The sequence below is a fragment of the Thiocapsa sp. genome, assembly GCF_018399035.1.
GTDB lineage: Bacteria > Pseudomonadota > Gammaproteobacteria > Chromatiales > Chromatiaceae > Thiocapsa.
Genome location: NZ_CP073760.1, coordinates 5,683,410 through 5,707,279 on the forward strand (window position 1 = coordinate 5,683,410; position 23,870 = coordinate 5,707,279).

At 64.3% G+C, this 23,870-nt stretch carries 19 protein-coding genes and 1 tRNA gene; 3 read left to right on the forward strand and 17 right to left on the reverse strand.

Features of this window, described 5'->3' with window-relative positions:
- Positions 1-146: 146 nt before the first annotated feature.
- Together gorA and KFB96_RS26035 are read right to left on the reverse strand one after the other, a co-directional pair.
- Positions 147-1,523, reverse strand: coding sequence for a glutathione-disulfide reductase (gorA, locus tag KFB96_RS26030; protein ID WP_213458352.1), 1,377 nt, complete (start codon positions 1,521-1,523; stop codon positions 147-149).
- 90 nt (positions 1,524-1,613) lie between these two features.
- Complete coding sequence (locus KFB96_RS26035; RefSeq protein WP_213458353.1) at positions 1,614-2,357, reverse strand: glutathione peroxidase; 744 nt, start codon at positions 2,355-2,357, stop codon at positions 1,614-1,616.
- Between the two features lie 657 nt (positions 2,358-3,014).
- Between KFB96_RS26035 and KFB96_RS26040 the strand changes: the two genes are divergently transcribed.
- Entirely contained in the window at positions 3,015-3,437 is a 423-nt protein-coding gene (locus KFB96_RS26040) for an Hpt domain-containing protein (protein ID WP_213458354.1), read from the forward strand.
- 108 nt (positions 3,438-3,545) lie between these two features.
- Here the strand turns inward: KFB96_RS26040 and brxL are convergent, their stop codons facing one another.
- The 14 genes from brxL to KFB96_RS26110 all read right to left on the reverse strand — a co-directional run bounded on the left by brxL (position 3,546) and on the right by KFB96_RS26110 (position 21,148).
- Positions 3,546-5,615, reverse strand: a complete 2,070-nt coding sequence (gene brxL, locus KFB96_RS26045; protein WP_213458355.1) for a BREX system Lon protease-like protein BrxL — start codon at positions 5,613-5,615, stop codon at positions 3,546-3,548.
- Between the two features lie 3 nt (positions 5,616-5,618).
- Entirely contained in the window at positions 5,619-7,928 is a 2,310-nt protein-coding gene (pglZ, locus tag KFB96_RS26050) for a BREX-1 system phosphatase PglZ type B (protein ID WP_213458356.1), read from the reverse strand.
- Positions 7,925-8,380: a type II toxin-antitoxin system VapC family toxin gene (locus tag KFB96_RS26055; protein ID WP_213458357.1), complete on the reverse strand. Its 456-nt coding sequence runs from the start codon at positions 8,378-8,380 to the stop codon at positions 7,925-7,927. The genes pglZ and KFB96_RS26055 overlap by 4 nt, the downstream gene beginning before the upstream one ends.
- Entirely contained in the window at positions 8,377-8,610 is a 234-nt protein-coding gene (locus tag KFB96_RS26060) for a hypothetical protein (RefSeq protein ID WP_213458358.1), read from the reverse strand. The genes KFB96_RS26055 and KFB96_RS26060 overlap by 4 nt, the downstream gene beginning before the upstream one ends.
- Before the next feature lie 165 nt (positions 8,611-8,775).
- The gene (locus KFB96_RS26065; RefSeq protein ID WP_300971188.1) at positions 8,776-9,147 is read right to left on the reverse strand and encodes a DUF433 domain-containing protein; all 372 of its coding nucleotides are present in this window, start codon (positions 9,145-9,147) and stop codon (positions 8,776-8,778) included.
- 349 nt (positions 9,148-9,496) lie between these two features.
- Positions 9,497-10,342, reverse strand: a complete 846-nt coding sequence (locus tag KFB96_RS26070; RefSeq protein WP_213458359.1) for a DUF4435 domain-containing protein — start codon at positions 10,340-10,342, stop codon at positions 9,497-9,499.
- The gene (locus KFB96_RS26075) at positions 10,339-11,721 is read right to left on the reverse strand and encodes an AAA family ATPase (RefSeq protein ID WP_213458360.1); all 1,383 of its coding nucleotides are present in this window, start codon (positions 11,719-11,721) and stop codon (positions 10,339-10,341) included. Before KFB96_RS26075 ends, KFB96_RS26070 begins: the two co-directional genes overlap by 4 nt.
- Positions 11,718-15,197, reverse strand: coding sequence for an SAM-dependent DNA methyltransferase (locus KFB96_RS26080; RefSeq protein ID WP_213458361.1), 3,480 nt, complete (start codon positions 15,195-15,197; stop codon positions 11,718-11,720). Before KFB96_RS26080 ends, KFB96_RS26075 begins: the two co-directional genes overlap by 4 nt.
- A 92-nt stretch (positions 15,198-15,289) precedes the next feature.
- Entirely contained in the window at positions 15,290-15,793 is a 504-nt protein-coding gene (locus KFB96_RS26085) for a GNAT family N-acetyltransferase (protein ID WP_213458362.1), read from the reverse strand.
- Positions 15,790-16,113, reverse strand: coding sequence for a DUF1778 domain-containing protein (locus tag KFB96_RS26090; RefSeq protein WP_200387144.1), 324 nt, complete (start codon positions 16,111-16,113; stop codon positions 15,790-15,792). Before KFB96_RS26090 ends, KFB96_RS26085 begins: the two co-directional genes overlap by 4 nt.
- Positions 16,114-16,215: 102 nt before the next feature.
- On the reverse strand, positions 16,216-19,626 hold the full coding sequence (gene brxC, locus KFB96_RS26095; RefSeq protein ID WP_213458363.1) for a BREX system P-loop protein BrxC: 3,411 nt from the start codon (positions 19,624-19,626) through the stop codon (positions 16,216-16,218).
- 2 nt (positions 19,627-19,628) lie between these two features.
- Complete coding sequence (locus tag KFB96_RS26100) at positions 19,629-20,189, reverse strand: hypothetical protein (RefSeq protein WP_213458364.1); 561 nt, start codon at positions 20,187-20,189, stop codon at positions 19,629-19,631.
- Positions 20,176-20,976, reverse strand: coding sequence for a hypothetical protein (locus tag KFB96_RS26105; RefSeq protein ID WP_213458365.1), 801 nt, complete (start codon positions 20,974-20,976; stop codon positions 20,176-20,178). The genes KFB96_RS26100 and KFB96_RS26105 overlap by 14 nt, the downstream gene beginning before the upstream one ends.
- A gap of 96 nt (positions 20,977-21,072) precedes the next feature.
- A tRNA-Ala gene (locus tag KFB96_RS26110) sits at positions 21,073-21,148 on the reverse strand.
- Between the two features lie 135 nt (positions 21,149-21,283).
- On the opposite strand from KFB96_RS26110, the gene arsS reads away from it, so the two are divergent.
- Together arsS and KFB96_RS26120 are read left to right on the forward strand one after the other, a co-directional pair.
- Positions 21,284-22,243 (forward strand): arsenosugar biosynthesis radical SAM (seleno)protein ArsS, encoded by a 960-nt coding sequence (gene arsS, locus KFB96_RS26115; protein ID WP_213458366.1) that lies wholly within the window; start codon positions 21,284-21,286, stop codon positions 22,241-22,243.
- A gap of 1 nt (position 22,244) precedes the next feature.
- Positions 22,245-22,910 (forward strand): TIGR04282 family arsenosugar biosynthesis glycosyltransferase, encoded by a 666-nt coding sequence (locus KFB96_RS26120; protein ID WP_213458367.1) that lies wholly within the window; start codon positions 22,245-22,247, stop codon positions 22,908-22,910.
- An 84-nt stretch (positions 22,911-22,994) separates the two neighbouring features.
- Here the strand turns inward: KFB96_RS26120 and KFB96_RS26125 are convergent, their stop codons facing one another.
- The gene (locus KFB96_RS26125) at positions 22,995-23,810 is read right to left on the reverse strand and encodes an inner membrane protein YpjD (RefSeq protein ID WP_213458368.1); all 816 of its coding nucleotides are present in this window, start codon (positions 23,808-23,810) and stop codon (positions 22,995-22,997) included.
- Positions 23,811-23,870 lie beyond the last annotated feature (60 nt).

Genomic DNA, 23,870 nt, shown 5'->3' on the forward strand with positions numbered 1-23,870 from the left:
GAACCGTAGGATGGGTAGAGCGCAGCGAAACCCATCCTCCAAACCGCCGCGTTGCCGGATTGCGGTCTGACGTCCTTGGCGCAGGCTGGATGGGTTTCGCTGACGCTCTACCCATCCCACCATCGGTCGATCCGCAGCCTTGGCGATCAGGAGCCCTGTCCCGGGCGTCTGACCGGCTCCTTGAGGGTGACCAGCTCCTCGGCGCTGCTCGGGTGGATCGCGACGGTGTCGTCCAGATCGGCCTTGGTCGCGCCCATCTTCACCGCCACGCCGAAACCCTGCATCATCTCGTCGACGCCGTCGCCGATCGCGTGGATGCCCACGACCCGTTCCTCTGGGCCAACGCACACCAGCTTCATGGCGGTCTTGGGGCCGTGCGCATTCAGTGCATAGCGCATCGGGGTGAAGCTGGTCTCGTAGACCGTCAGGGTGTCGCCGTAGCGCTCACGCGCCTCGGGCTCGGTCAAGCCCACCTTGCCGATCGGCGGATGGGCGAAGACCACGGTCGGAACGTTGTCGTAGTCGAGCTTCAGATCCGGCTTGCCGCCGAACAGGCGCTCGGCCAGGCGGCGCCCGGCGGCGATCGCGACCGGGGTCAATGGCTCGCGCCCGATCACGTCGCCGATGGCATAGATGCCCGGCACGTCGGTGTTCTGATACGCATCGACCGGGATGATGCCGTTCGGCTGCATCGTGACGCCCGCGGCCTCCAGGTTCAGCTCGCGGGTGTTCGGCGTGCGTCCGACGGCCCAGAGGAGGGTGTCGAAGCCGCCCAGACGCTCGCCGTCGCGTGCGACCAGTGCGAGGCCATCGGCATTCTTCTCGAGCGCCGCGACCTCGAATTCGAGCCGCATCTCGATGCCGTCGGCCGCCATGTTCTCCGCGAGCGTCTCGCTGATCATGGGGTCGAAGAGAAACAGCACCCGGTCCTCGAGCGCCACGACGGTGACCTCGGTGCCGAGTGCGCGCAAGACTCCTGCGAGCTCCACGCCGATGTAACCACCCCCGATGATGGCGACGCGCTTGGGCTGCGTCTCCAGCACGAAGAAACCGTCGGAGGTGATGCCCAGCTCCGCACCCGGCATCCGCGGCACGATCGGCCGTCCGCCGGTCGCGATCACGATGTGGTCGGCGCTGTAACGATCCTCGCCGACCGCGATGGTCTTGGTATCGACGAAGCGCGCCTGACCTTGAATGCGAGTGATGCCTTGCCGCTCGACATAGCCGTCCCAGTAGCCGTTGATATCGGCGACGTAGCGGTTACGTCCCGCGACGAGCGTCGGCCAGTCGATTCCCTCGAACTGCACCTTCACGCCGTAACCGGGTGCGTCGGCAACAGCCGCCGCCAGGTTGGCGCCGTACCACATGACCTTCTTGGGAACACAGCCGGCGTTCACGCAGGTGCCGCCGAGCTTCCCTGCCTCGACCACGGCGACACGGCGTCCGAGCTGCGCGGCTTTCTCGGCCACGGCCAAGCCGCCGCTCCCGCCTCCGATGGCGATCAGGTCGAAATGCTGACTCATGTTCTTGACTCCCGGTCCTGTCTTCGAATCCCTCTCGGATCGGGCGATCCGGCCGTAACCGGATCGCCCGTCGATCTTGCCGAGCCGGTTCTATGCGGCGTGGTGGTCTTTCAACCACACCTCGACAGCGTCGGATCCGCCGATCAGCTTGCCGTTGACGAAGACCTGAGGCACGGATGCTGCATTCGCGACGGCGCGCAGGGTCTGCTCGGTGTAGTCGCGGTTCAGCAAAAGTTCCTCATAAGCGATCCCGGCGTTGTGCAGAGCCTCTTTCGCCTTCGCACAGAAGGGGCAGCCGTCGCGGGTCATGACGGTCACGTCGAGCGGCTTCGCGGCTTCCGGCGCCAGATAGGCGAGCATGGTGTCGGCATCGGAGACACCGTAGGGGTCGCCTTCGACTTCCGGCTCGATGAACATTTGTTCCACGACGCCGTCGCGTACCAGCATGGAGTAGCGCCAGGACCGCTTGCCGAAGCCAAGACCGTCCTTGTCGACCAACAGACCCATGCCGTCGGTGAACTCGCCGTTGCCGTCCGGGATGAAGGTGACGTTGTCGGCGTGCTGCGACTTCTTCCATTCGTTCATGACGAAGGTGTCGTTGACAGACATGCACACGACCTCGTCGACCCCATGTTTCTTGAAGGTCGGAACCAACTGGTTGTAGCGCGGCACATGCGAGGAGGAGCAGGTCGGCGTGAAGGCGCCCGGCAGGGAGAAGACGACGACGGTCTTGCCCTTGAAGATGTCGTCGGTCGTCACGTCGACCCATTCGTGACCCTGACGGGTGTGAAAGGTGACCTGCGGGACACGGCTTCCGGTGCGATTCTCGAACATGGGGTCATTCTCCAAGTTGAAGTGAAGGGTTGAGGGTGACTAATCTGCGTCGATGGGGTGCAGAATAGCGGGGCCTCGGTGATAAGGAAAGTGGATTGTTTTTATCATGGCGATCGTTATTAACGATTCTGGTTCCATCCACGCGCGTCTTTAGGACTTGGGGCGGGGCGCTGGATCGCTTGGTAACGGACCGAACGACCGCTACCTCTCGATGAGGTCAAGGGGTCTCGATTCAAGCGACACGCGAGTCGATGTCCGGGCGCAGCATCGATAACCTCGAGCGGCGTTTCGAAGCACGCGAGGTTCCCGAGCGGCCCGGTATCGACATTGAGCCCCGATATCGGACTCAAGCACGATGTCGAATGGCGTATCATCGACCGAACCCTCGCGCATTCGCTCCTCGCCCCGGCGCCGAGGCGCGAATTGTCGCGCATAGCTTCTTGCACAGTCCACGAGAGAGGCATACCGCGATGCATGGTTTCAGTGCAGGGCCCGCGACCAGGATCGACCACGCAGGTGTCACCGTGTCCCTTTTGGCCCAGCTCGCTCCGCTGCGATCGCCAGCCCGTCCCGATGCCGCGATCTTTGCCGGCAAGGCTCGCAAGCAGGGTGCCGCGGTAGCCGGCGGCCGGTCGGCGCAAACCGATGAGTGAGCACATGAAACCGCACGTAGAACCCGATGTGGCGAGGTCGCTCGGGACGCCCGCCGACACGTCGCTGCTCGATCTCGCGGTGCTTTCCCGGCTCGACGATGATTTGGGGCGCGAGTCGGTCCTGGAGCTCATGGACCTGTTCCGAACCGAGTCGGAGCGGCGCCGACATCGGATCGAAGCCGCGGTCACGGCCCGCGACGCGTCCGCGGCCTGCCACGAGGCACACGCACTCAAGGGCAGCGCCTTGACCTTCGGTGCCTGCCTTCTCGGGGCGTTGGCGTTCAAAATGGAGCAGGCCGGACGCTGCGGCGATCTGGATGGTTTGACCTCCGACCTACCCGATCTCGCGCGTCTGACGGTGGAGACGCAAGCGGCCTTGTCGAGGGTGTTCTCGGAGAGCGGCGATCACGGCGATCCGGGATTATAACGTACCCGACAGGCTCGACAGGGTCGGCTTGCGCCCTGGTTTTCCACTGACGAACGCCCTCACGGAGATTAGAGTCGGTCCTCCCGCAATCCCGACAATCCCGGCATCTCACTCGATCAGCGCCTTGAGCAACGCATCCCTGGCGTCGGAGTAGAACACCACGGTGACGCGCGTGGCGATGTCGTCATCCAGCTCGATGAGCTGCTTGCGTGTGGTCACCGGCAGCAGGACCGTCTTTGCCCCCTTGTCCGCCGCAGCCTCGACTACGCTGACCACGTTGTAGACCGGCTCGATGGACCCGCCCAGGTTCAGCCCGCCGACGACGATCAGTCCGCCCTTGAGGCTTTTCTCCAGCAGGGCCGAGCACAGCGCTAGCAAGGCCCCGACGCCTGTGGCGGTTCCGGACTTGCCGGCGTCGAAGGCGCGCATCTGGACCGAGAATTCATGGGCGCGCGGATCTCGGTCGCCCACCAGGTTCTTGGCTCGCGTATAGAGATTCTGCTCGGCACAGCGGACGCTCTCCTTGAAGGGCGCGGGCGGGGGCTGGTTGAGGATCTTCACCCCGGAGCCCGGCCCCTGGGTCACGTCCAAGCGATAGAGCCCGGGATGCTCGTCCAGCCCACCGGGGGAGAGGACCCAGATCTGTCCGGGCGGCAGCGGATCGTCCCCGATGCTGTCCTCGTTTTGCAGCTCCGGGGTGGAGACGAACTGTTCCACCCCGTCCAACCCCATCTGGAAGCTGAAGTGGGTGTTGCGGAACTCCGCGGAGCCGATCCGCTTCTGTTGCTCCTTGACGCGGCGGCGGCACTCCAGCGCCAGTCGGGCGGCCCATTCGATGGCGTGATCCGGGATCTCCTGCTCGGGCGTCCCGGCGCCTTCCGTGTTGGCGTAGGGGAACATCAGCTTCAATAGCCCGTTCATGGTCTTCTGGACCGCGTTGACATCGCGCCCGCTCAAGGCCCCGCCGAACTGGATGCGCCCCTGGAAGTTCTGCAAGCGCGAGGACGCCCGCAGGTGATTCCAGCAGGAGGACAGGAAGTCGCTCACCAGGCCGAAATGGTCGGTGAGCTGCTCGCGGTTGACCTTGGGGATGTCCCAACCCGGCATGTAGGCGTGGATGCGGTCCATGAAGGCGGTGTCGTCGCGCATCTCCGGCGGCATGGGGCCGAACAGATGGCCGACGCGCTGCTGGTGGACAACATCCACCTCGAAGTTCCCGACCATGACGACGCTACCGAAGCCGCGGATACTCTCCTTGCCGCGGCTGAACTCGCCGGACTCCATGTAGCCCTTCATGATGTTGACCCCGTCCTTTTGGTCGAAGCTGATCCCCGAGACCTCGTCGAAGCAGACCACGTCGTACTGACACACCAGCCCCCTCTGACCGGTGCTGTTGTTGACGAACATGCGCGCCACCGACGCCTTGCCGCCCGAGACCAGGTGCGCGTAAGGCGACACCTGCTGGAACAGATGGCTCTTGCCGGTCCCGCGCGGCCCCAACTCCACCGCGTTGTAATTGTTCTCGACGAAGGGAACCATCCGCAGCAACATCACGTCGCGGGTTCGGGGTGTGAGGCTTTCGGGCTCCAGCCCGACGCTGCGCAAGAGGAATGCCTGCCACTGCTCGAAGCTGAAGGCGGCTCGCCCGCGGGCCAGGGTATCCAGCGCATCGCGTTTGGAGAGCTGGATCTCGCGCAGCGACTCGATGCCGAAGGGACGGCCGTTCTTCTCCTCGGCGATGCTCGGGTCGTAGCTCAGGTCGATCTCGGCATAGAAGCCGCCGGTGAGCATCCGCTCGTGGGTGTGCACCAGGGCATCGTCGATGCGGACATCTTTGATCCGCAGGCTCGGCAGCTCGGCCACGAAGCAATCGTTCTTGGCGTCCAGGCGTGCGGTGATGAGGTCGATCAGCTTGACGCGACCCTGCTCCTTTGCGCGGGCCTTGAACAACTCCTCCTCGCCCGCGCGCACCGTGCGGCTGGCGAGCTGGCGCTGCACGATGTCCAGCCCCTCCTGGATCTCCGCCTCGTCGGTGCTGGAGCAGTAGCGCCCGAGCAGGAACTCGCCCACATAGGTGGGCACCGGATACTGGCCTTTGAACCGGCGCACCAGGTCTTTGCGCACGACGAATCCGTCGAACGCCCGGGCGGCGAGCTGGTCGAGCGCGTCGAGCTGCATGGATCAATCCCCTCCGATGGTCACGAGCTGCTTGGCCACTACCTGCCCGTCGCGCAGGACCACGAGCACGGCCTTCTCCCCCTCGTTCCGGTCGTCCGTGACCAACACGGCTGCGGCACCATCCACGTCCGGCGGCTGCATCCGCCGCTCCGGATCGAGCAGGCTCGATGCCGCGTTCGCCGGCTGCGTGCGGATGTCGAGGAGGGTCCCCGCGAATCCGCCCTGTAACTGCACCCGCAACCGCATGCCTTTCCACTCGGCGCTCAGAACCGCGACAGCCGCCGGGCCGGCCGGCCCGTCGGCCGTGACGGTCAGTGTCGGGGTCAACGCCTCCTGCAGGCTGAGACCCCCGTGCGCATATTCGATACCGAGCTTGAACGCCGAGACTCCCGGGGCGTAGACCACCGAGTGGCCGCCGCCCCAGAACCAGGGCAGTTCCGGGAACCCATGCTGAGCGCCGGGCTGGGGCACGGCACAGCGTGACCAGCGCGATTGGGTCAGATGTGCCGGCAGGTCCGCCTTGGGTAATCCGCCCGGCAGTAGGAGCCACCCATGGTCCGTCACCAGGACGGCGCGTTGCCAACCGGCCGCGAGCAGCTCGCGCACCCGCAAGGCCACCGCCCGCAGCTCCTCATCGAGTCGCCAAGCCAGACGCGCCCCCTGGGCATGCCCGTCATGGTCGAAGGTCCCGATCTCGGTCCAGGCGGCGCCGCTCGGATCCCCGGTGGACGCCGTCTCCAGCCAGGACCACCCATGGTTCGCCAGCAGGGTGCGAAAGGTCTGAGTCGTCAGGTTCTTGCCGGTCTCGGTGCGCTGTGGCTCGAACCCCTCCGGCAGACTGTTGCCGATCAAGGTCTCTGCCAGCGGGCGCCACGCCGGCTTGGCCGTCGCCGTCACGGTGGGCAGGGCAGTCCAGCGGGTGACGGTCTCCACGGAGAGTCCGTCCGCCCGGAGTCGCCGGGCCAGATCCAGGCCCAAGTCGCAACGCAGACCATCCACGAACACCATGACCGTCCCCGGGGTCGACTCGAACAAGGGACTTTGGGCTGGGTTGGCCATCGGGTAGCTCAGGCCCCAACCCTGAACCTGCTCCGCGAGGCCGGCCAGCCACGGAAGATACACGGCGCGCAGCGCCGCCGTGACGGCATCCAGGTCCGGAGCATCGCGCACCGTCGCATACGCGCGCCAGGCGGCGGCATCCACTGCCCAGCCGCGCTCCTGGTAGGCTGCGGACAACGCCTCCCAATCGTTGCCGCCGACTCCCGCGGAGATCCCCTCCGCCAGGATCTTCAACTGCACGACGGACCGAGCCAGCGGCGCCTCGCCCAGATCCGCCCACAAGGAATCGGCCCGCGAGGCATGCTGCCCGCACAGTTTTGTGAGCTGTGTGAGCGCCTCCGCCCTCGGACGATCCGCAAGCCCCAAGAGGCCGGCGCGCAGCGCGTCCTCCTGTTGACGGTTGGTGGCCGGCATCCGGTCGTTGGCGCCATCGAGCAAGTCTTTCGGATGCGCCAGGTCGAGCGCCTTGCGCACCCCGGCGAAGGCTTTGTGCGCCTGACAGTAGCGCGTCCAGACCTGATCCCAGATCCCGCCGCCCGCCACCAGCCGGTCCACCGCGGTGATGATGCCGTCCTTGTCCGGGTTCAGACCGAAAGTCGGCTTGCACAGGGCCTTGAATCCGGCCCAGCGCTCGGTGGACCAGTCAGCATGGCTGCCGTCGCCGGTCGCCATCCACTCCAACAGCAGGCCCACCGGATCGCCGGCCGCGAGCCCATGCAGATCCGCCGCCTCCAGGCGCCGACCGACAAGGCTGGAGACCGGCGCGCGCAGGACCTGCGTCAGCTGGGCGCCAAGCGCGTCCAGGGTGGCGCGGTCACGGGCAAGATCAAGCCCAAGCCCGCCCTCCTTGGACGACAGGAAGGCGGACGGCGTCCAGTCCTTTCCATTCTGCTGACTCCAGAACTGACCTTGGAACTGAAGCGCGAACAGATGCCGCGCGGCCTCCGGGAACCCGGCGGCGCCCCGAAAGGCATACCGCGCCACACCCGGCAGATAGACCACCGGCGCGTGCTCCCAAGTGCCACGCGCAAGCCGGTAACGCAGCCAGGTGGAGGGGCCGGTGCGCGCGTCGGCGATCTCCGGTGCCAGCACCAGCAATTCCGGCATCGCGTCCTGCAGCAGCGGGATGGCTCGGGACCACAGGCCCTCCCCATCCGTCCACAGCACTACGGCGGGCGCAGCCAGGTCGTGGCGGTTGTAGATCGCCGCCGCGCGGAGTCGGTCGATCAGTAGCTCAAGGATGGTCGTGCTCATGATCGGTCTCGGTGCGATTCGATCTTGCCGTGCCCGGCGTTCCAGTTGCACAGGTGGATGATACCCGGCAGGGCACGCGCTTTGCGGTGGTAGCGGTCATCGGCTGTGATGAGGCAACCTTCGTACTCCAGCGCGGTCGCGTGATAAAGGGTATCGAACAGATGATGATCAAGGTCGATCGCCAACGCGCAGGCGCGCGCCAAGGTCGAGGGACTGCTCCGGGTCGGCAGACCCAACGCATCGAGCAGGGCAAGATCCCGTTGGGCACGCTCGGGTGTCTGGCGTGCCAGCACGGCGCCGACCTCAATGATCCAATGCGGCGGCTGCACAACCTCGATATCCCCTGCGACGACTCCCGCCATCAGCTCGGTTGCAAGCGCCGTATAGCGTTCGTTTTCGGGATCATCAAACAGCCACTTGACGACCACGCTGGCATCGATGACCAATGTCACGGGCGCCCATGCTCACGCGCTTGGTGCAACTGGGCGTTGGTCAACGCGGGTCGCTCCGCCCGGCCCGCTGTCAGCTCCCGGAACACGGCTTCACGCTTGCGTTGCTGCTCGGCTTCGGCGACGGCCTGCTGCATCAATCGGGCAATCACGGCGCTCTTGTTGCGACCCGAAAATTCCCGGTTGAAGGCGTCCTTGATCTCGTCCGGGACGCTGAAGTTCATGGTTGCCATGATCATTTCCTGGATGTTGAAGATTTCAACAATTCTAGCAGCCGGCGAGCCGCGACGCAGGATCTGACGGCCCGCTTGATCGCCGCAGCGCGGAGTCGGTCGATGACCTGCTCAAGTACGGTTGTTGACATGATTCGGATGTTTAGGGGCGTCCCGCCCCGGCGATCAGCGAGGCGGGACGCTCGCCGCTTGTCGCAGGGACTTGTAGTCGTAGTCGGGGTCGAGCTGCACCTTGCCGAACAGATCGGCGATGTCGCACTGTTTCGTTGATGCATCGGACAGCCCGACTAACTCGCCCCGACGAGACTGCAAATCCAGGACGAAAGCGATACAGGCGTCAATGTCTGCCGGCTCCAGCGATGGGTACTGGCGCAGAATCTCTTCCGGAGATTCACCGGCGCTCAGAAAACCGATGATGGTCTCGACGGTGATCCGCAGGCCGCGGATCGTCGGGCGCCCGTTGCAGAGATCCGGATGGACGGTAATGCAAGCATCCGTGTCTTTGGACCCCATGCCGTTCTCGTCCGCTGCCTTCATCGCGAAACCTCCAGATGTGCCAGTTGTGATCGGCGACTCGAAGTGTTTTCAGTTTTGCTCTTTATTTCCTGGTGTCGGACGACCTTCGGCGGTCTGTGCGATCATTCTTCCACCGCGATCCGTCCAGCGATCACGAGGTCGCCGACATGTCGAAATCACTACTCGAAACTAACCCTTACCTGCGCGATCCCGCGACACGGCGCGCCGGGTTGCGGGTTTCTGCGGCCAGCTCCTCGGCGGTCGAGGGCATCTACCGGCCATTCTCAAAGGCAGACCCCGCAAGGAAAGTCGACATCGAGAATATGAAGCTCTACGACCAACGCCGCACTGCGTCGGGCCGCCGACCAAACTAGAGCACCAGATAAGGCGTGTTCGCCTGCTCCCAGCCGCGTATCGCGGCGCCGAAATGGCCGCCGTGGAGCTGTTGATCGTCGAAAGCGCTGCGCAGCATGGCCGCGATGTCGTCTACGCCCTTGCTTGACTTGAGACTACCCAGCATCCGCATCAGGCCGATACGCAGGATGCTCACCAAGTCGTGACCTTGGCAGACTAACCAAGGATCAGCGACCGGGAGCGTTTCCAATGCCGCACGCAGATCGCCGATGGATGGGACCGCGCCGGTCTCTACCGCTGCAGCATGTAGCTCGTTCCGCAAGACCAACCAGGTCTCGCGTTTCAGAAAACGTTCTGGTCCGAGCTTTTCAAACGGGATCTCCCAGCCCCGGTGCTGCGCCACCCAACGCAGCCGGCCGAACTCCAGTCCGCGCTCCAGGATGGCACCCCGAATCGATTGACCTTGGCGATCTTCCAGCTCACGGATCTTCGCCATAGTGCCAAGCTCCGCCAGAACGCGCTCCAAAGCAGGGGATCGAATCAACGTGCACTCCAAATCGTGGGTGTCCGTAGCGATCAGATTAGGCGACGGGCGGGGGCGCCCCGTCAGAACGTCGAAATCATCGTCCACGACACCGAGCGCGCCGCGGAAGCGGGACCTGTCCAAGCGGGCGATTGCGCCCTCTACGTTCGGCTTGCCATTGCCGATGACGAGCTCACACTGACCGGGCGCAACCCTCGGACTCCAGAACTTGTGGTCGTCCTCGCCCTCGACGATCAAAAAGCTGCCGCCATGGAGTTGGCGCGTCATGATCACCTCGGTGGCGACGATACCGGCATCCTTGTGGCCGAGCAGCGTCATACCAGCTCCGCGTCTAATCCGATCATGAGGTCCGATCGATCACCCACGATAAAGGGCGAATGGGTCGCCATCAGGACATCGAATTCGGCGGTCGCAACGATTTCCAGGAGGTCCGGCAAGAAGCGTTTCTGCCAGGCGACATGCAATGAGAGCTCAGGCTCGTCAATCAGGACCAGGGTATTCTGGCGCACCCGAAACAAGAGATCGTAAATCAACACCAACTCATGCTGCTCACCTGACGACAGTGCGTCAAGCTCCAGTGGTCTACCCTTTTCGCTTTCCGCGACGAGCCCGAACTCACGGTCGATGCGAATCTGCTTGTGGTGGAACTTTTGGTTCACCTTGTCCAGCAAGAGCCGTGTCCTGCGGGCAAGATCATCCAATTCGGACAGCTTGCATTCCGTATCTTCGACGTAGAGCGCCATGACGCTCAACTGGGTCGGCTCAAGCGTATCCAACGCCGCGGTGTCGAACGGATGGCTGTCCAGCTTATCCAGTAAGCCGATACTCTTCAAACCATTGCGGCGCTCATCTAGCTTCTCCATGCGCTCCTTGAGGGCATCCGGAGGTAGAGTCGCTGCCCGATTGGTAAGAAGCCGCTGCGGGAATGATTGATCAAGGGTCTGCGACTGTTGGCCATAACGGGCCATTGTATCGTTGATCTTTGACTTGAGGTCGCGTGCATAATCCAAGACAGTCGCGAGTGTTCGCGGGCTTGGACGATAGTTCCGAGGGCTTTCGGGATCGATACGCAACAACCGCTGTGCGGCGATGAAATGAACCTTGACCTTGTCACGCAGCTCCTTTAGCCATTCAGGATCAGTAGCGCGTCTCGTCAGTCCGAGGCTTGCGGGCAATTCATCCGAGTAACGTGCAACGATCTCTTCCGCCGGCAATAAGACAGCCCCGTCTCGTTCATCGATCCATGTCTCGTCTCCGTAGCGATGTACCCATGGGAATCGGGTTGCGATGGCGTCCGCCAGGGTCGCCATGTCTTGGTTGGCAGGGACCTCATAGCAATCGATCTCTTTTCCGTCACGAATGAGCTTCAGGCTCAGCATCCGCGGCGGCTGCCGATGTCGCCTTCTCGCCGCCTTCGATGGCTTTGCGGGAGATGGCGCTGCCAGTGTCAAATCAACCTGCCTGTCGTCGGTCAGTTCCAAGGTGAAGCGACGGAATGGGATCCGTTGGAATAGGCTGAGTCTTCCTTCAAGCAAAGCGCTGCTCATGCGCAACAGCATGGTCTTTCCGACACCATTCGGGCCATGCAGTATCGTGACGCGCTCGTCGAGCTTCAGATCGACTCGGTGATCGAATAGCTCGAAGAGTCCTTCCACCCGGATACTCTTGACTCGCAGCAGTGGCTCGGATTCTGTCATGTACGTGTACCTTGATTAGACGCGAAGTCGTCCAACGCGCAATCGACAATGCTCTCAACCGATTCCGTACTCAAACTCTGGCGGGCGACCCGTTTGCGGGCCAGGGTCAGGTGGACATTATTCCAGCGGTTGCCGGTGAATTCGGGGCCGCCGGGGCAGGCGAGCGGAGGCTCCTCTAAGTGCCAGAACCAGGGGTAGTCGGACTTGTCGCGGTGGGGTTCGGTGCCGCGGTCTTTGTCCCATTTGATGTTCGGCTTGGCGCGCAGGATGCCGGCGCCCTTCTTGCCGAGGTCGCGGGCCTGCATGAATGGGCGGATGTTGAGGCGCACGCCGTCGTTGATGTCCGGCTGCCAGCCCAAGGGCTGCTCGGCGAGCGGCTTCCAGCGGATGAAGAGGTCATAGGGCGGCTCGCCCTCCAGGATCGCGACCAGTTCGGTCTCCAACTCGCGGGCGGCGCCCAGGCGTTCGGCGGCGCCGGGCTTGTCGGCCTTGGCGTCCGCGTCCTGCTGGCGAATCCAGTCGCCCAGGTAGCTGTAGGTGAGCTTCTCCAGATTGGCCCGATCCAGCCGGTGGTAGTTCACCAAGGCATGGAAGCCGTCCTTGCGGCCGTCCCAGAGGTGCCAGATGAAGGGGCGGTTGTGGAAGAGCTTGCAGTGTTGCTCGAAGAAGGCGTCCTGCAGCCAGTCTTCCAGGTTGGTCTGCTTGGCGCCGGTCGCGGCCAGCAGGTCCCGTTCGGTGCCGTTGGTCCAGTCCGCGTCGAAGGCGGCGGCGAGCAGGGCGCGCAGCCTTACCGCCGCGGGCAGCTCCCGATTGATGGCAGTCAGGCAAACGATACTGTCCGCGTCCGCATGAGACTCCAGGTCGTCGGGATCGAGGGCGGGGCAGTCGGGGAACTCGCTGCCGGTCTGGCGCGGCCAGCGGTAGCCGAGGAGCCGGGCGACGGCGACCTGGAGCGGTGCGTCGGAGCCCTTGGGGTGGCCGTTGAAGAGCCATTGAGTCGGGTCACTTGAAAATGGCTTCGGCAGTCCGTGCGGATAGTTCTCCGTCGCCACCTTTCGCCAGTGGGCTAGGTCGAAGGGGACTTTTGTGATCGTTGAATCAGCTACACTGAGTTTCTGATTGATCTTTCTAACATCAACCGCGAAATCGCCACTAGCGCAATAGCACCAAATCGGGGCTATTAGATCTTCGGAAATCGGGATAAGAGCTGCTACGTTCGTATCAAAGCGTTCGCCAGTATATAGAGTCGGATTCAAGGATGACATTAGGCTAATTGCCACCCCCTGCCTCCCCCATGCATTTGCGCCCTGCAGGTCACGTTTCCGATCTCTGTCTTGAGAGGCATTCAGGTCTCGAAGGGATCCGTGTCCATCCTCGAATAGAATTATGTTTGAACGTCCAGAATAAAAAGAAGCCTGCTTAACAGCGCTTTGGTGAAAATCCCACCCGTTTGATATGATTGGTGTCTCCCAAAAGACACGCACAAAGCGTGAATCATCGTTCGTGCTCAATCCTTTATTTGGAGTGCTCTTTTCATTTAGGAGGGCGCATTTTTTTTGATCGGAAAGAATGATAGCTGCGTCCGGATTTTTTAATTGATACGCTTGAGTTGAGATGTGAAAAGATCTATTGCGAAGGAAGTGGCATTTCTCATTTGGGGCGCTCTGGTCAGAAACATCGATGCCGGCGAAAGCACTCTCAAGAAACGGCTGCTCACGGGTCAAGGAAAAGAGGCTGATGTTGAAATCCCACATCGGGGTTTGAAAAGCCTTCGGTCCCAGACGTGCCACCCAGTCCCATTTGAAATTACGGATAAGTTCAACACGAAGTTTTTGATAGGATCTCAAGAATAGCCAATTCTGCGGTGTAACGAGAGTTGTAGTTCCGCCTTCTGCGCAAAAATCAAGGCAGCGGAGGACGAATGCGGTGGAAAGTTCTGCTTTTCCAGCAGCGAACTTTTTCTCAATGAAGTTGCACAATGTTGCTTCCTGCTTACCACGAGCCAGAAAAGGCACGTTGGTTGCCGTAAGCGTGAAATGCCCAGCAAGAATTTCCGCAGCCTTTGCAAGGCCGCGCGCGGTCACGGCCATTTCATACGCAGGGTCGTCGTTCGTCTCCTGCGCCAGCGCTTTCTCCAGCAGCGGCTGGAGTTCATGGAACCCGGCCTCCAGCAAATCGCCTTCACCGGCGCGCGGATTGATGAGACTGCCCAGCACCGCCGCCTGTTGGAACAGCCGGTAAAGCCGCTCCATGCCGTTTCTGAGCTTCTCATCGTCCCCGGCCATCGCCAGCCAGTCGGCTTCGCGGGTATTCGGCGCGAGGCCGGAGCAGGCCAGATTCATCGGCGGCAGCATGCAGTAGCCCACGCGCCGCCACGCGGCCAGGGCCAGGTTAAATGCGCCGATCTGGGTGCAGCGCGGGTCGATCTCCAGGCCGAACAGGTTGTCGCGGATGACCGCCGCCACCGCCCCCGCTTCGTCCAGATCCTCCTCGGCCAAGCGCAGGGCGACCAGGCGCGCGAACATCGCCACCACGAAGTGTCCGCTGCCCATGCAGGGGTCGAGGCACTTGAGGGCGCTCGCGGATTCCGGCCAGCCGTCGAATGTACCGGCAGCGGGTGCCCAGTTGCCGTCCTCGCCTTGGATGAAACGCAGATAGCGCCATGGGCAGTCCGGCAGGGCGACGGCTTGGCGGAGCTCTTCTTCGCTCTTTGCGGTTTTGGCCAGCGTGGGATTCGCGGCGAGGACTTTGCCGGCGTGCCAGGCGCCGAGTGTGTTGTCGAGCAGGAAGTCCACCATGTAATCCTCGGTGAACAGTTGCGTGACAGGCAGCAGCTCGCGGGCGCCGATCTTGACCCCGGACTTGTTCACCTCTTCCTTGCGCTTGGCCTGCCAGAACTGATAGGTCCAGCCCAGCGCATCGTCGGTGCGGAAGATCTCGGCGGGCAGCTCGTCGAGCAGGCGGCGCAGTTGGACCTCGTGGTTGGGCGCCAGGCGCAGATCGAGCACCGGGTCGTCCAGTCGGAAGATGCCGGGCAGGGTCTCGGCGGCGAAGCGGCAGGCCAAGTCGAAGCCGTCGCGGGCGCCCCCGTCGGGAAAGAGCTCCGGGGCCAGCTCGTCGCACTCCTCCAGCGTGACGGGGACGTTGCCGTGCTCTGCGCTGGTGTGCAGCACGTGGTTCTCGGCCAGAAAACGGGTGAAGAGCAGCCGATGCCAGTGCACGTAGGCGGTGGCCTCGGCGAGCTGGTCGATGGCCTGGGTGCCGCCCGGGTCCAGCCGATCCCCCAGCGCTCGGCCGCGGGCGCGCAGGCGGTTGCGCAGGCGGCGCTGGTCTTCGCCCAGATGGGCGCGCGGCCGCTCTTCATGGACCGCCAGATTGTCCAAGGCGGCACGGGCCGCGACCTCTGCCGCTTCGCGGGCTTTGAGGGTGATCTTCTCCAAGGTCGAGCGCTGGTCCTTGGTCAGGGTGCCGGGCATGTCTAGGTTCCTTGCGATGCTTTAGGTGCCTTGTGGCTGTTGGATATGGTGCGCTTGTCTTATCCGGATTTTTCCGGGGTCATGGATTGATGTCACACCTTGGCGAGCTGGCGCCGCGCATCCTTGAGCAGGAGCAGCCATTGCTGTTCGTGCAGCGGTGACTGCATGAAACCGAACCGTGCATAAAAGCGGGCTGCCGAGTCGTCGATCGGGTGCGTCAGCAGGGCACGAATGCCGACCTGCTCGGCGATGGTCAGGGTGCGGCGGATCGCATCGCGCAGCATCCCCGAGCCGATGCCCCGGCCCTGGCCCTCGCGGGACACGGCCAGCCGGGCCAGGATAACGACGGGGATCGGGTGCTGGCCCATTCCCTGACGGATCCGCTGCGGGGCGTCGAGGCAGTCGATCTGGCCGACGGTCAGGCTGTAGTAACCGATGACGCGATCCGTGTCCGCTACGACGAAGGTGTTGGCCGAGCCGCTCGCCCGGGCTTGGCGGGCGTGACGCGCGAGCCAGATGTCGAGCGCCGGTTTGCCGCAGTCGAAGGTGTCGGTCCGATGGAACGTCTCCAGCGGCTGCGGCGCATCCAGGCTCACTGCGTCTCCCAGGGGTCGGCACGGGAGAAGAGATCACGTAGGCCCGGGTTGTCCTGCGCGGGTCGGTCCAGCAGGTCCAGAAGTGCCTGATACTCGACGCCGGAAACCAGAAACAGGCGCTGGTCGAGCAGGGTTTGTTCCGCCGCCTGGCAGGCGCTGTCCAAGATGAAGTCGGTGAGGGATTTGTGGGCCACCTCGGCGGCACGGCGCAGCACCCGCTCTTGCTCGGGAGTGGCACGCAGGCCCAAGCGCGCGGAGCGCGCAGCGCGGGCAGGGCGTTCCGGGGGCGGCGTACCGCTGTACTTAACGGTGGATGACATACTTGATCTGCTGAGGTCGAGGTCGGTGGCTTCTATGTTAGTACGTTGGACGCACGTGGTCCAAGTGACGCTTGGATCGAAACGAGACATCCGGGCTTCTTGTTAGAGAATCACAGGCCCTTGCTCCAGTGCGGACGCGATCTCGGCGCGGGCTGCGGCCAGCCAATCCTCCAGCTCGGCCTCGTCATGGATGGTTGCGCCCGGCAGAGACACCCGCTGCGCTTTGGGCTCGGCCTCTTTGATGGCGGCGGCCAGGGCCTGGTCGAAACGGGTCGGCAGCGCGTCGGTGAGGGTCTGCCAGGCGGACAGGTCGCGGGTCTTGAGCGCTGCAAGCAGGTCCTCGTCGGAGTCGGTAGCCGGCATGGGGAGCGGGTTGATCCCTGCGGCCTGGAGCAGCGCCGCCTGCTTAGACTGCGGCAAGGCGCTCCAGGTGGGATGGGCGTCGAGCTTGGCCTGCTCCGCGGCGAGTGTGGCGGCGTACCGGCCCTGGGCCTGGGTCAGTGCGCCGCGCAGGGCCGTCCCGACGGCCTTGAGGACCGTGCCGGTGGGGTCCGGATCGTCCAGCAGTGAGCGGTTGGCGCGGATGGCCTCCAGGGTGGACGCCTCGGCGTCCATGCCCGCGATGCCGGCCGCCTGGTCGAGCAACTGCTCGGCGAGGCTGAAGGCCGGGGCACGCTGTGCGATCTTGTCGGCGGTCACCTTCCAGTCGGCGATGCGCTGGGTCAAGACGTCGGCCTTCTCATGCAAGCCGAAGAGCAGGTCGTTCCCGCTGAGCCCTTGCAGGGCGGTGACCTCCGGGGCCTGGGGTGCGGCGGGTGCCGGCGGGTTGCCCCCGGCGCTTCGGGCCAGGTCTGCGAGCAGGTTGACGAAGCCGGGGGCGGCGCCGGCCTCGTCGCCGGGCTGGAACTTGTGCCCCGCGGCCTGGAAGAGCTTTTTGATCTTGAGCTTCTGGATGGCGGTGAGGACCGGGTGTTCGACCCGGAAGTCCGCTTGGCCCATCTTGTGCTGGTCGAGGTCGGCGAGCTTGACCGGTTGACCCTGGGTGCGGGCGCCCAGGTGGCCGCTAACCATGAGTACAGCGATTCCGGCCTGGACCGCGTCCTTGGGCCAACCGAAGCTGCCACCGCCGAAGTGGGCGACGATCTCGGAGCCCTTCTTGCCGGCACCCACATGGCTCAGGATGGCGGCGGTGACCGGGTGTTTGTGGGGGTCGCCCGCGTGATTGACCGCACCGAGCGCACCCGCGCTGCCGTCCTTCGCCTGCTTCAAGACGGTCTGCCAGTTGGAGAAGTCCGCGACATGAAACTGTGGATAGAGCCGGTCGAGCACGTCCCGTGCGGCCTCTTCGGTGGCGTCCTTCAGCGCATTCACCGGTCGCTCCTGCCCGCCGGAGAGGAAGAGCCGCGCGCCGATGACGATCTCGCTCACCAGTGACTCGACCTTGGCCTCTTCGCGCGCCTTGCGGGTCACCATGGCCCGGCGCGCCTCCTTGCCCTCCTCCCCGCTTGGCTGGCCCTTGAAGTTGAGTGTCTCCTCGGTGGCCAGCGCGCTGGCCAGGGCGTTCTTGAGCGCGTCCGCTTTGATCTTGGGGATCAGGACATGGATGGTCGCGTCGGCGACGCTGCGCTGCTGGATGTCCTGGATGACGGCCGTCTCGGATTCCTGAAAGCCGTCGCGCACCCAGACCGTCAGGTCGTCGCTGACCGGCGGTGGGCTCATGCCGTGGTGCGGTGTGACCTTGCGCTTCACCCGCGCGGCACCGTGCAGGACATTGACCCCGGCGAGTGCCGCCTGAACGGCCTTGGAGAGCAATTGGCCGCGCTGGGCCGCGAGCTGAGGCTCGTTGTTCAGGAGCGCGGTGCGCCGGCGGCGGAACTCGGACTCCCAGGCGGCGCCTTCGGTGGTCTGAAGGTGGTACTCGTCCTCGATCTCCATCAGGACGCCGTCGCTGACCAAATCCTGGACCAGGCCCGGCACCGTGGCGCGCAGCGTGGTGGCGGAGTCGCCCAGGTCATCGGTGAGCAGATCGGCCAGGTGCTCGGGGGTGGCCCGCACCCCGCTGTCCGCCCCCTCGCGGGGCAGCTTGTTGATGAGGAACACCAGGGCACAGATGCGGCTGCGCAGGGCGCCGTCCGGGCGGGTCTTCTGCTCCTCGATGATCTCCTGGAAGCGCTTTTGCAGCTCCCCGGAGATGACCAGCTCGTTGGCCTGCTGGTCGTAGATGAAATCCGCGGGGATGATGGCGCCGACCGGCCGCTCGGCCACCAAGCGGCATGCCTCGTGGGTGACGCGCAGTTGGGTGCGCATCTGAGCGGCGCTGCCGCTGGGGTCGCAGCTGTGCAGAACCTGTTGCCAGAACCGGCGGCGCACCGGCAGCAGGGGATAGTCCGGGACATAGCTCGCGTCGTCCTCGGCGCGGGCGGCGAGGCGCGTGGCCTTGAGCTGACGGCTGATCTCGCCGGAACGCTTGGAGATCAGGTCACTGATCCGGGCCTTGGCCTGCTCCTTCTTCTGCAGCACCACGGTGCGGACGACCTTCTCGACATCGTTGTCCTTGAGGTGGACCTTGGTGGTGAAGCGCCCCATCAGGCGTTGCAGGGCCGGCGTGTCGGTCAGTGCGCTCTGGCCGGTGCCGACCACCAGCACCCGGCCGTCCAGTTCCTTGGACAGGGCCTCCACCACCTCCTGCACGTCATGGGCGATGTCGGGGTTGTTGTTGATGAATTGCTGGACCTCGTCCAGAACGATCACGGTGCAGGGCAGTTGGCCGTTGCGCGTCAAGGCGCGGCGCACGACGAGGAGCATCTCGTCGATGCTGATCTCGTCGAGCTTGGCGGGATACTGGGCGCGCAGGGCCTCGCTGACGTTCTTGATGTCGCCCAGATGGGGGTTGTGGGCGAGGTACGCCTCGTGCAGTGCGCGGGAGGTATACAGCCGGCCTAACTCCTGCTCCGGGTCTTTCCCCGCCAGGCGGATGCGCTCCTGGATGTCCGCGAGCGTCCCCTCGTCGCGCAGGTCCATCAGCAGGCGGGCCACCGACAGGTTCTCGGGCAGACCGACCGACAGCAGGACGATGCCGGCGAGGCGCAGGCGCACGCTACCCACGCCGGCCTTCATGGTGCCCCCGGCGCTGTGGAGTCCAACCCCCTGCTTGCCGCGCGTGCTCAGCTCTTTGAGCAGCTCCATGATGTCTTGCGGCAGGGTCGCCAGGGTGCGCGCCGTCACGCCGTCCGACAGCGCGAAATCGTTCCAGAGGTAGCGCAGCACCTTCACCAGATGCGATTTTCCGCAGCCGAAGAATCCGCTGACCCAGGCCGCCCGTTGCTCTTTGTCCAGGTTGTCGAGAAACCCCTGCAGGATCTTGGCGAGGCCCGCTTGGTATTCACCTTGGCAGACAAAGGTCTCCAGCTCGTAGCGCAGGGTATCGAGATCTTCGACATTGTTGCTGGAGACGCCCTCGTTGGCGATCTGCCAGGCCAGGGGGTCTTTAACGAACAGCTCTCGGTTTTGCATGGTCAGTCGTCCGTGAGGATCGGGGTGGCGAGATAATTCCAGCCGGTGCGGGCACCGAGGAAGCGATAGGTGTTGCCCTCGCGCTCGCCCGGGAAGAAGAGCACGACGATGCCCGGCAAGTGGCTGTCCAGGGCCTCGAGGAGAGCGGAGACGTGGACGAAGTCATACAACTCCATCAGCCCCGAGACGGCGAAGACGGTATGGACCGCGTCCGCGGCCGGCACCCCTGCCAGCTCGCCCCTGAGCCGCTCGACGAGGTCCTCGACGAAACCGGGGTCGGCATAGGTCTCGACGATGTCGGGGGCCGCGAGGCAGTCGGTGCGCTCGTCGGGATCGAAGGTGTCCATCCAGTCGGCGAACGCGCCGCCGAGATCGATCCGTCGCCAGTCGAGACCCTCGTCGCGCGTGGCGATCTCGAACTCCGGGATGCGATTCACCAGGCGGCGCTCGTCCTCGGGCGGGTACACGATGAACCAGACCCGCTGGCTCAAGGGGAGGTTGTCGCGCGGGGTGAGCGAGACGTGGCGGCGGTAGCTCGCCAGCAGTTGGTCAATGCGTGCCATTCAACAACGCCTCCTCGTTCGGTAGCAGAAGGCCCGAGAAATCGATCTCCGTGACCCCGCCGCCGTGACGTAGGCGCAGCCAGTCGTTGCGCGAGCCGACGACGAGGTGCGACAGGACGCTGGAGGGATCGGCTCCCACCAAGCGGGTGAAGACCGAGGATATCAGCAGCTCCCCGCGCAGGCCCAGCAGATAGCCGGCGCACATGGCGTAGCTGCAGGCGGCCGGGGTCGGGACGGGAAGTGCTCGGGTCCGCGATGCGGTTCCCTTCAGGTGGCCGGTTGCCGCCCAGGTGACGCCGAGACGGGTGGCGAGGCTGGACAGCATGACTGAGCTGAAGCGCTCGGGGTAAACCTCTTCCAGGTACGCCACCATCTGCGCGCGGGTGAGGACCTCACCGGGTTTGAGGGTTTCGATCACGGCGAAGCTGTCCCGCAACTGGGGGTCTCGACAAAACGCGCAGGTCAGGGCCAGCAGCGGCAGCGACGCGGGGTCTTCCGCGGCGAACCGACGCAGCAACCGGAACAGGGCAAGCGCCGGGTCGAGCCCGTACAGCTCGTAGAGATGCTTTACGCTCTTTTGGCGACTCGAGAAGGTTGGCTTACCCAGCACATTCTCGTCCAGAATGGCGGCGCGGTAGTCCGCCCGCCCGGCGGTGACGGGAACGGCCGCAAACAGCAGACCCAGCTCGGGCAGCATTACGGAGCGTGACAGGTGGCCCCCCGAGCGGCGCAGGGAGAACCCGAAAACGGTCGCATGCGGTGGGATCACCAAGGGGCCGGCATCCATCGATGCAGTCATCCGGGAGTTGCGACAGTACGGGCAAAGAAAAACCCGCACTCGGGCGGGTTCTTCGATATCTGCGAACGGCATGACACGGTCGTTTGGTGGAGCCGAGGGGGATCGAACCCCTGACCTCCGCATTGCGAACGCGGCGCTCTCCCAGCTGAGCTACGGCCCCGTGTGTCCGATTGTTTCGGCGAAGATCCGCCCCGACTTTGTCCAGGGATTAACGTTGCCGACGGCGCATTGTGCACCGTGCCGGCGTCTCGAAACAAGCCCTGTAACCCTTCCCCACGATCATCCCGGAGTGCGCATGTTGGATTCCCTGCCGTTGCTCTTCCCGTCCGACTTTCCTGCGATCGACCGGCGTCGTCTCCAGACCCTGCAGATCAACCTGGGCTATCGCTGTAACCAGAGCTGTCGTCACTGTCATGTCGATGCGGGGCCGAAGCGCTCCGAGTCGATGAGCGAGGAGACGGTCGAGGCGGTGCTTGCGTTCATGGACCGGCATCCGGTGCGCACGCTCGACATCACCGGCGGTGCGCCCGAGATGCATCCGGAGTTTCGTCGTCTGGCGCGCGAGGGTCGGCGCCGGGGTGCTGAGGTGCTCGATCGCTGCAACCTGACGATCCTCTCGGAGCCCGGTCATGAGGATCTCGGCGCCTTCCTGGCGGAGCAGGGTGTTCGCATGATCGCGTCTTTGCCCTGTTATCTGGCCGACAATGTCGACACCCAGCGCGGCAGCGGCGTGTTTGCGGCCAGCATCGCCGGTCTGCGCCAACTCAACCGTCTCGGCTACGGCGTCGAAGGCAGCGGTCTCGAGCTGGACCTGGTGTTCAACCCGCAGGGTCCGACCCTGCCGCCCGCGCAGGGCGTCTTGGAGGCCGATTACCGGGCCGTTCTCGGCGAGCGTTACGGTATCGTCTTCAGTCGGTTGTTGACCATCACGAACATGCCGATCAAGCGGTTCGGCAGTCTGCTCCAGTCGACCGGACAGTTCGCCGACTATATGACCCTTCTGAAGGGCGCCTATCGCGCGGAGAATCTCGACGCCGTCATGTGTCGCGATCTAATCAGCATCGATTGGCAGGGCTTCGTCTTCGATTGCGACTTCAATCAGATGCTTGGTTTGGCGCTCGAGCGGGACGCACGGCGACTCCATATCTCCTCCCTCGGTCACGATGCGCTCGAGGGTTTGCGCATCCGCACCGCCGAGCACTGCTATGGCTGTACGGCGGGCCAGGGCAGTAGCTGCGGCGGGGCCTTGGCCTGAGATGAGCGGCCCGGGTCGTCCCGAGGGCGGGTCGGTGCGCTATCCGAATGCCCGAATCCTGATCTTCGCCAAGGCGCCGATCCCCGGACAGGTGAAGACCCGTCTGATTCCGACGCTGGGCCCCGCGGGCGCCGCCGAGCTTGCCCGTGATCTTCTCGAGCGACTGGTTCGGAGGCTCGCGGGCGCTCGACTCGCCCCGGTGGAGCTTTGGTGCTCCCCCGACCCCGGGCATCCGCTCTTTCGAGATCTCTCCGAATCGGCCGGTGTCGCGCTGCGCACGCAGCGGGGCGAGGACCTCGGAGAGCGCCTGAGCGCGGCGGCGGAGGATGCGCTGGGTCGTGCAGAGGCGGTGCTTCTGGTCGGCGCGGATATCCCGGAGCTCGATGCCGACTATTGCGCGTCGGCGTTGTCGGCCCTTGCGGATTTCGACGCGGTTCTTGGGCCGGCCGAGGACGGCGGTTACGTGCTGCTCGGGCTCAAGGCCCCAGCGCCGGAGTTGTTCACAGACATGCCGTGGGGCGGCGAGCGCGTCGCCGCGATCACGCGGGGACGCATCGCGTCGCTGGGGTTGCGCTGCTCGGAGCGTGCGACCCTGTGGGATTTGGATCGGCCGGAGGATCTCCTGCGTTATCGTCGCATCGATGCCTTAGGCGATTTCCGGGAATGATCATCCCGGCCGTGCGTGTTGCCAATGCTTACCGGGCGACTAAAGTCGCCCCTACATGTTGGTCGATGCTTTCCCGGAAATCACCTATGCGGCGCGCTGCAGGACCAACTCCAACACCGCCTTGCTTCCGAAGTAGGCGAGGATCAGGACGACGAACCCCCCGAGCGTCCAACCGATGGCGGTACGACCGCGCCAGCCCTTGAGAAACCGCCCGATCAGAAGCCCGCCGAACATCATCCAAGCGAGGACCGAGAGCACCGTCTTATGCACTAGGTGCTGTGCCAGCATGTTCTCGAGGAAGGCGAAACCGCTCAGCAACGCCAGCGTCAGCAGCACGAATCCCGCCGTGATCATCTCGAAGAGCAGGCTTTCCATCGTCTGAAGGGGCGGCAGGGTGCGCACGAAACCGCCCGGATGGCGGCTGCGCAGATGGCTGTCCTGCACGGCCAACAGGATCGCCTGCACCGCGGCCAGGGTCAGGAGACTGTAGGCCAGCATCGAGAGCAGGACGTGGATCTTCAGGGGCCAATCCGCACTCGGGCGCATGAAGTCGACATCGACGAACGATGCCTCTAAAACCAGGCTGAGGGCGGCGGCCGGCAGGAGCAGCAGGCCGAGATTCTCGACCGGTTTGGTCAAGCTCGACACCAGCAGTAGGGTGATGATGGTCCAGGTGGTCAGCGCCAGCGCGTTGTAGAACCCGAGATTGAGCCCGGCGTGGCTGAAGATGCTGTCCCAAAGCAGCCAGCTGTGCAGCGCGAGGCCGACGAAAATCAGCCCGAGCACCAGCGGGCGCTGCGGTGTCCAGCCTTCGGTCTTGCGGAACAAGCGCATGCCGATCAAGGCGGCGGCCGCCGAGTAGCAGAGGATGGCGACGATGGCGATGAGGGTATGGGTCATAGATGGAAACCGATGGGCCTAAGTGGGATCGCACACAGGGCTAGCGTAAACCTGACGTCG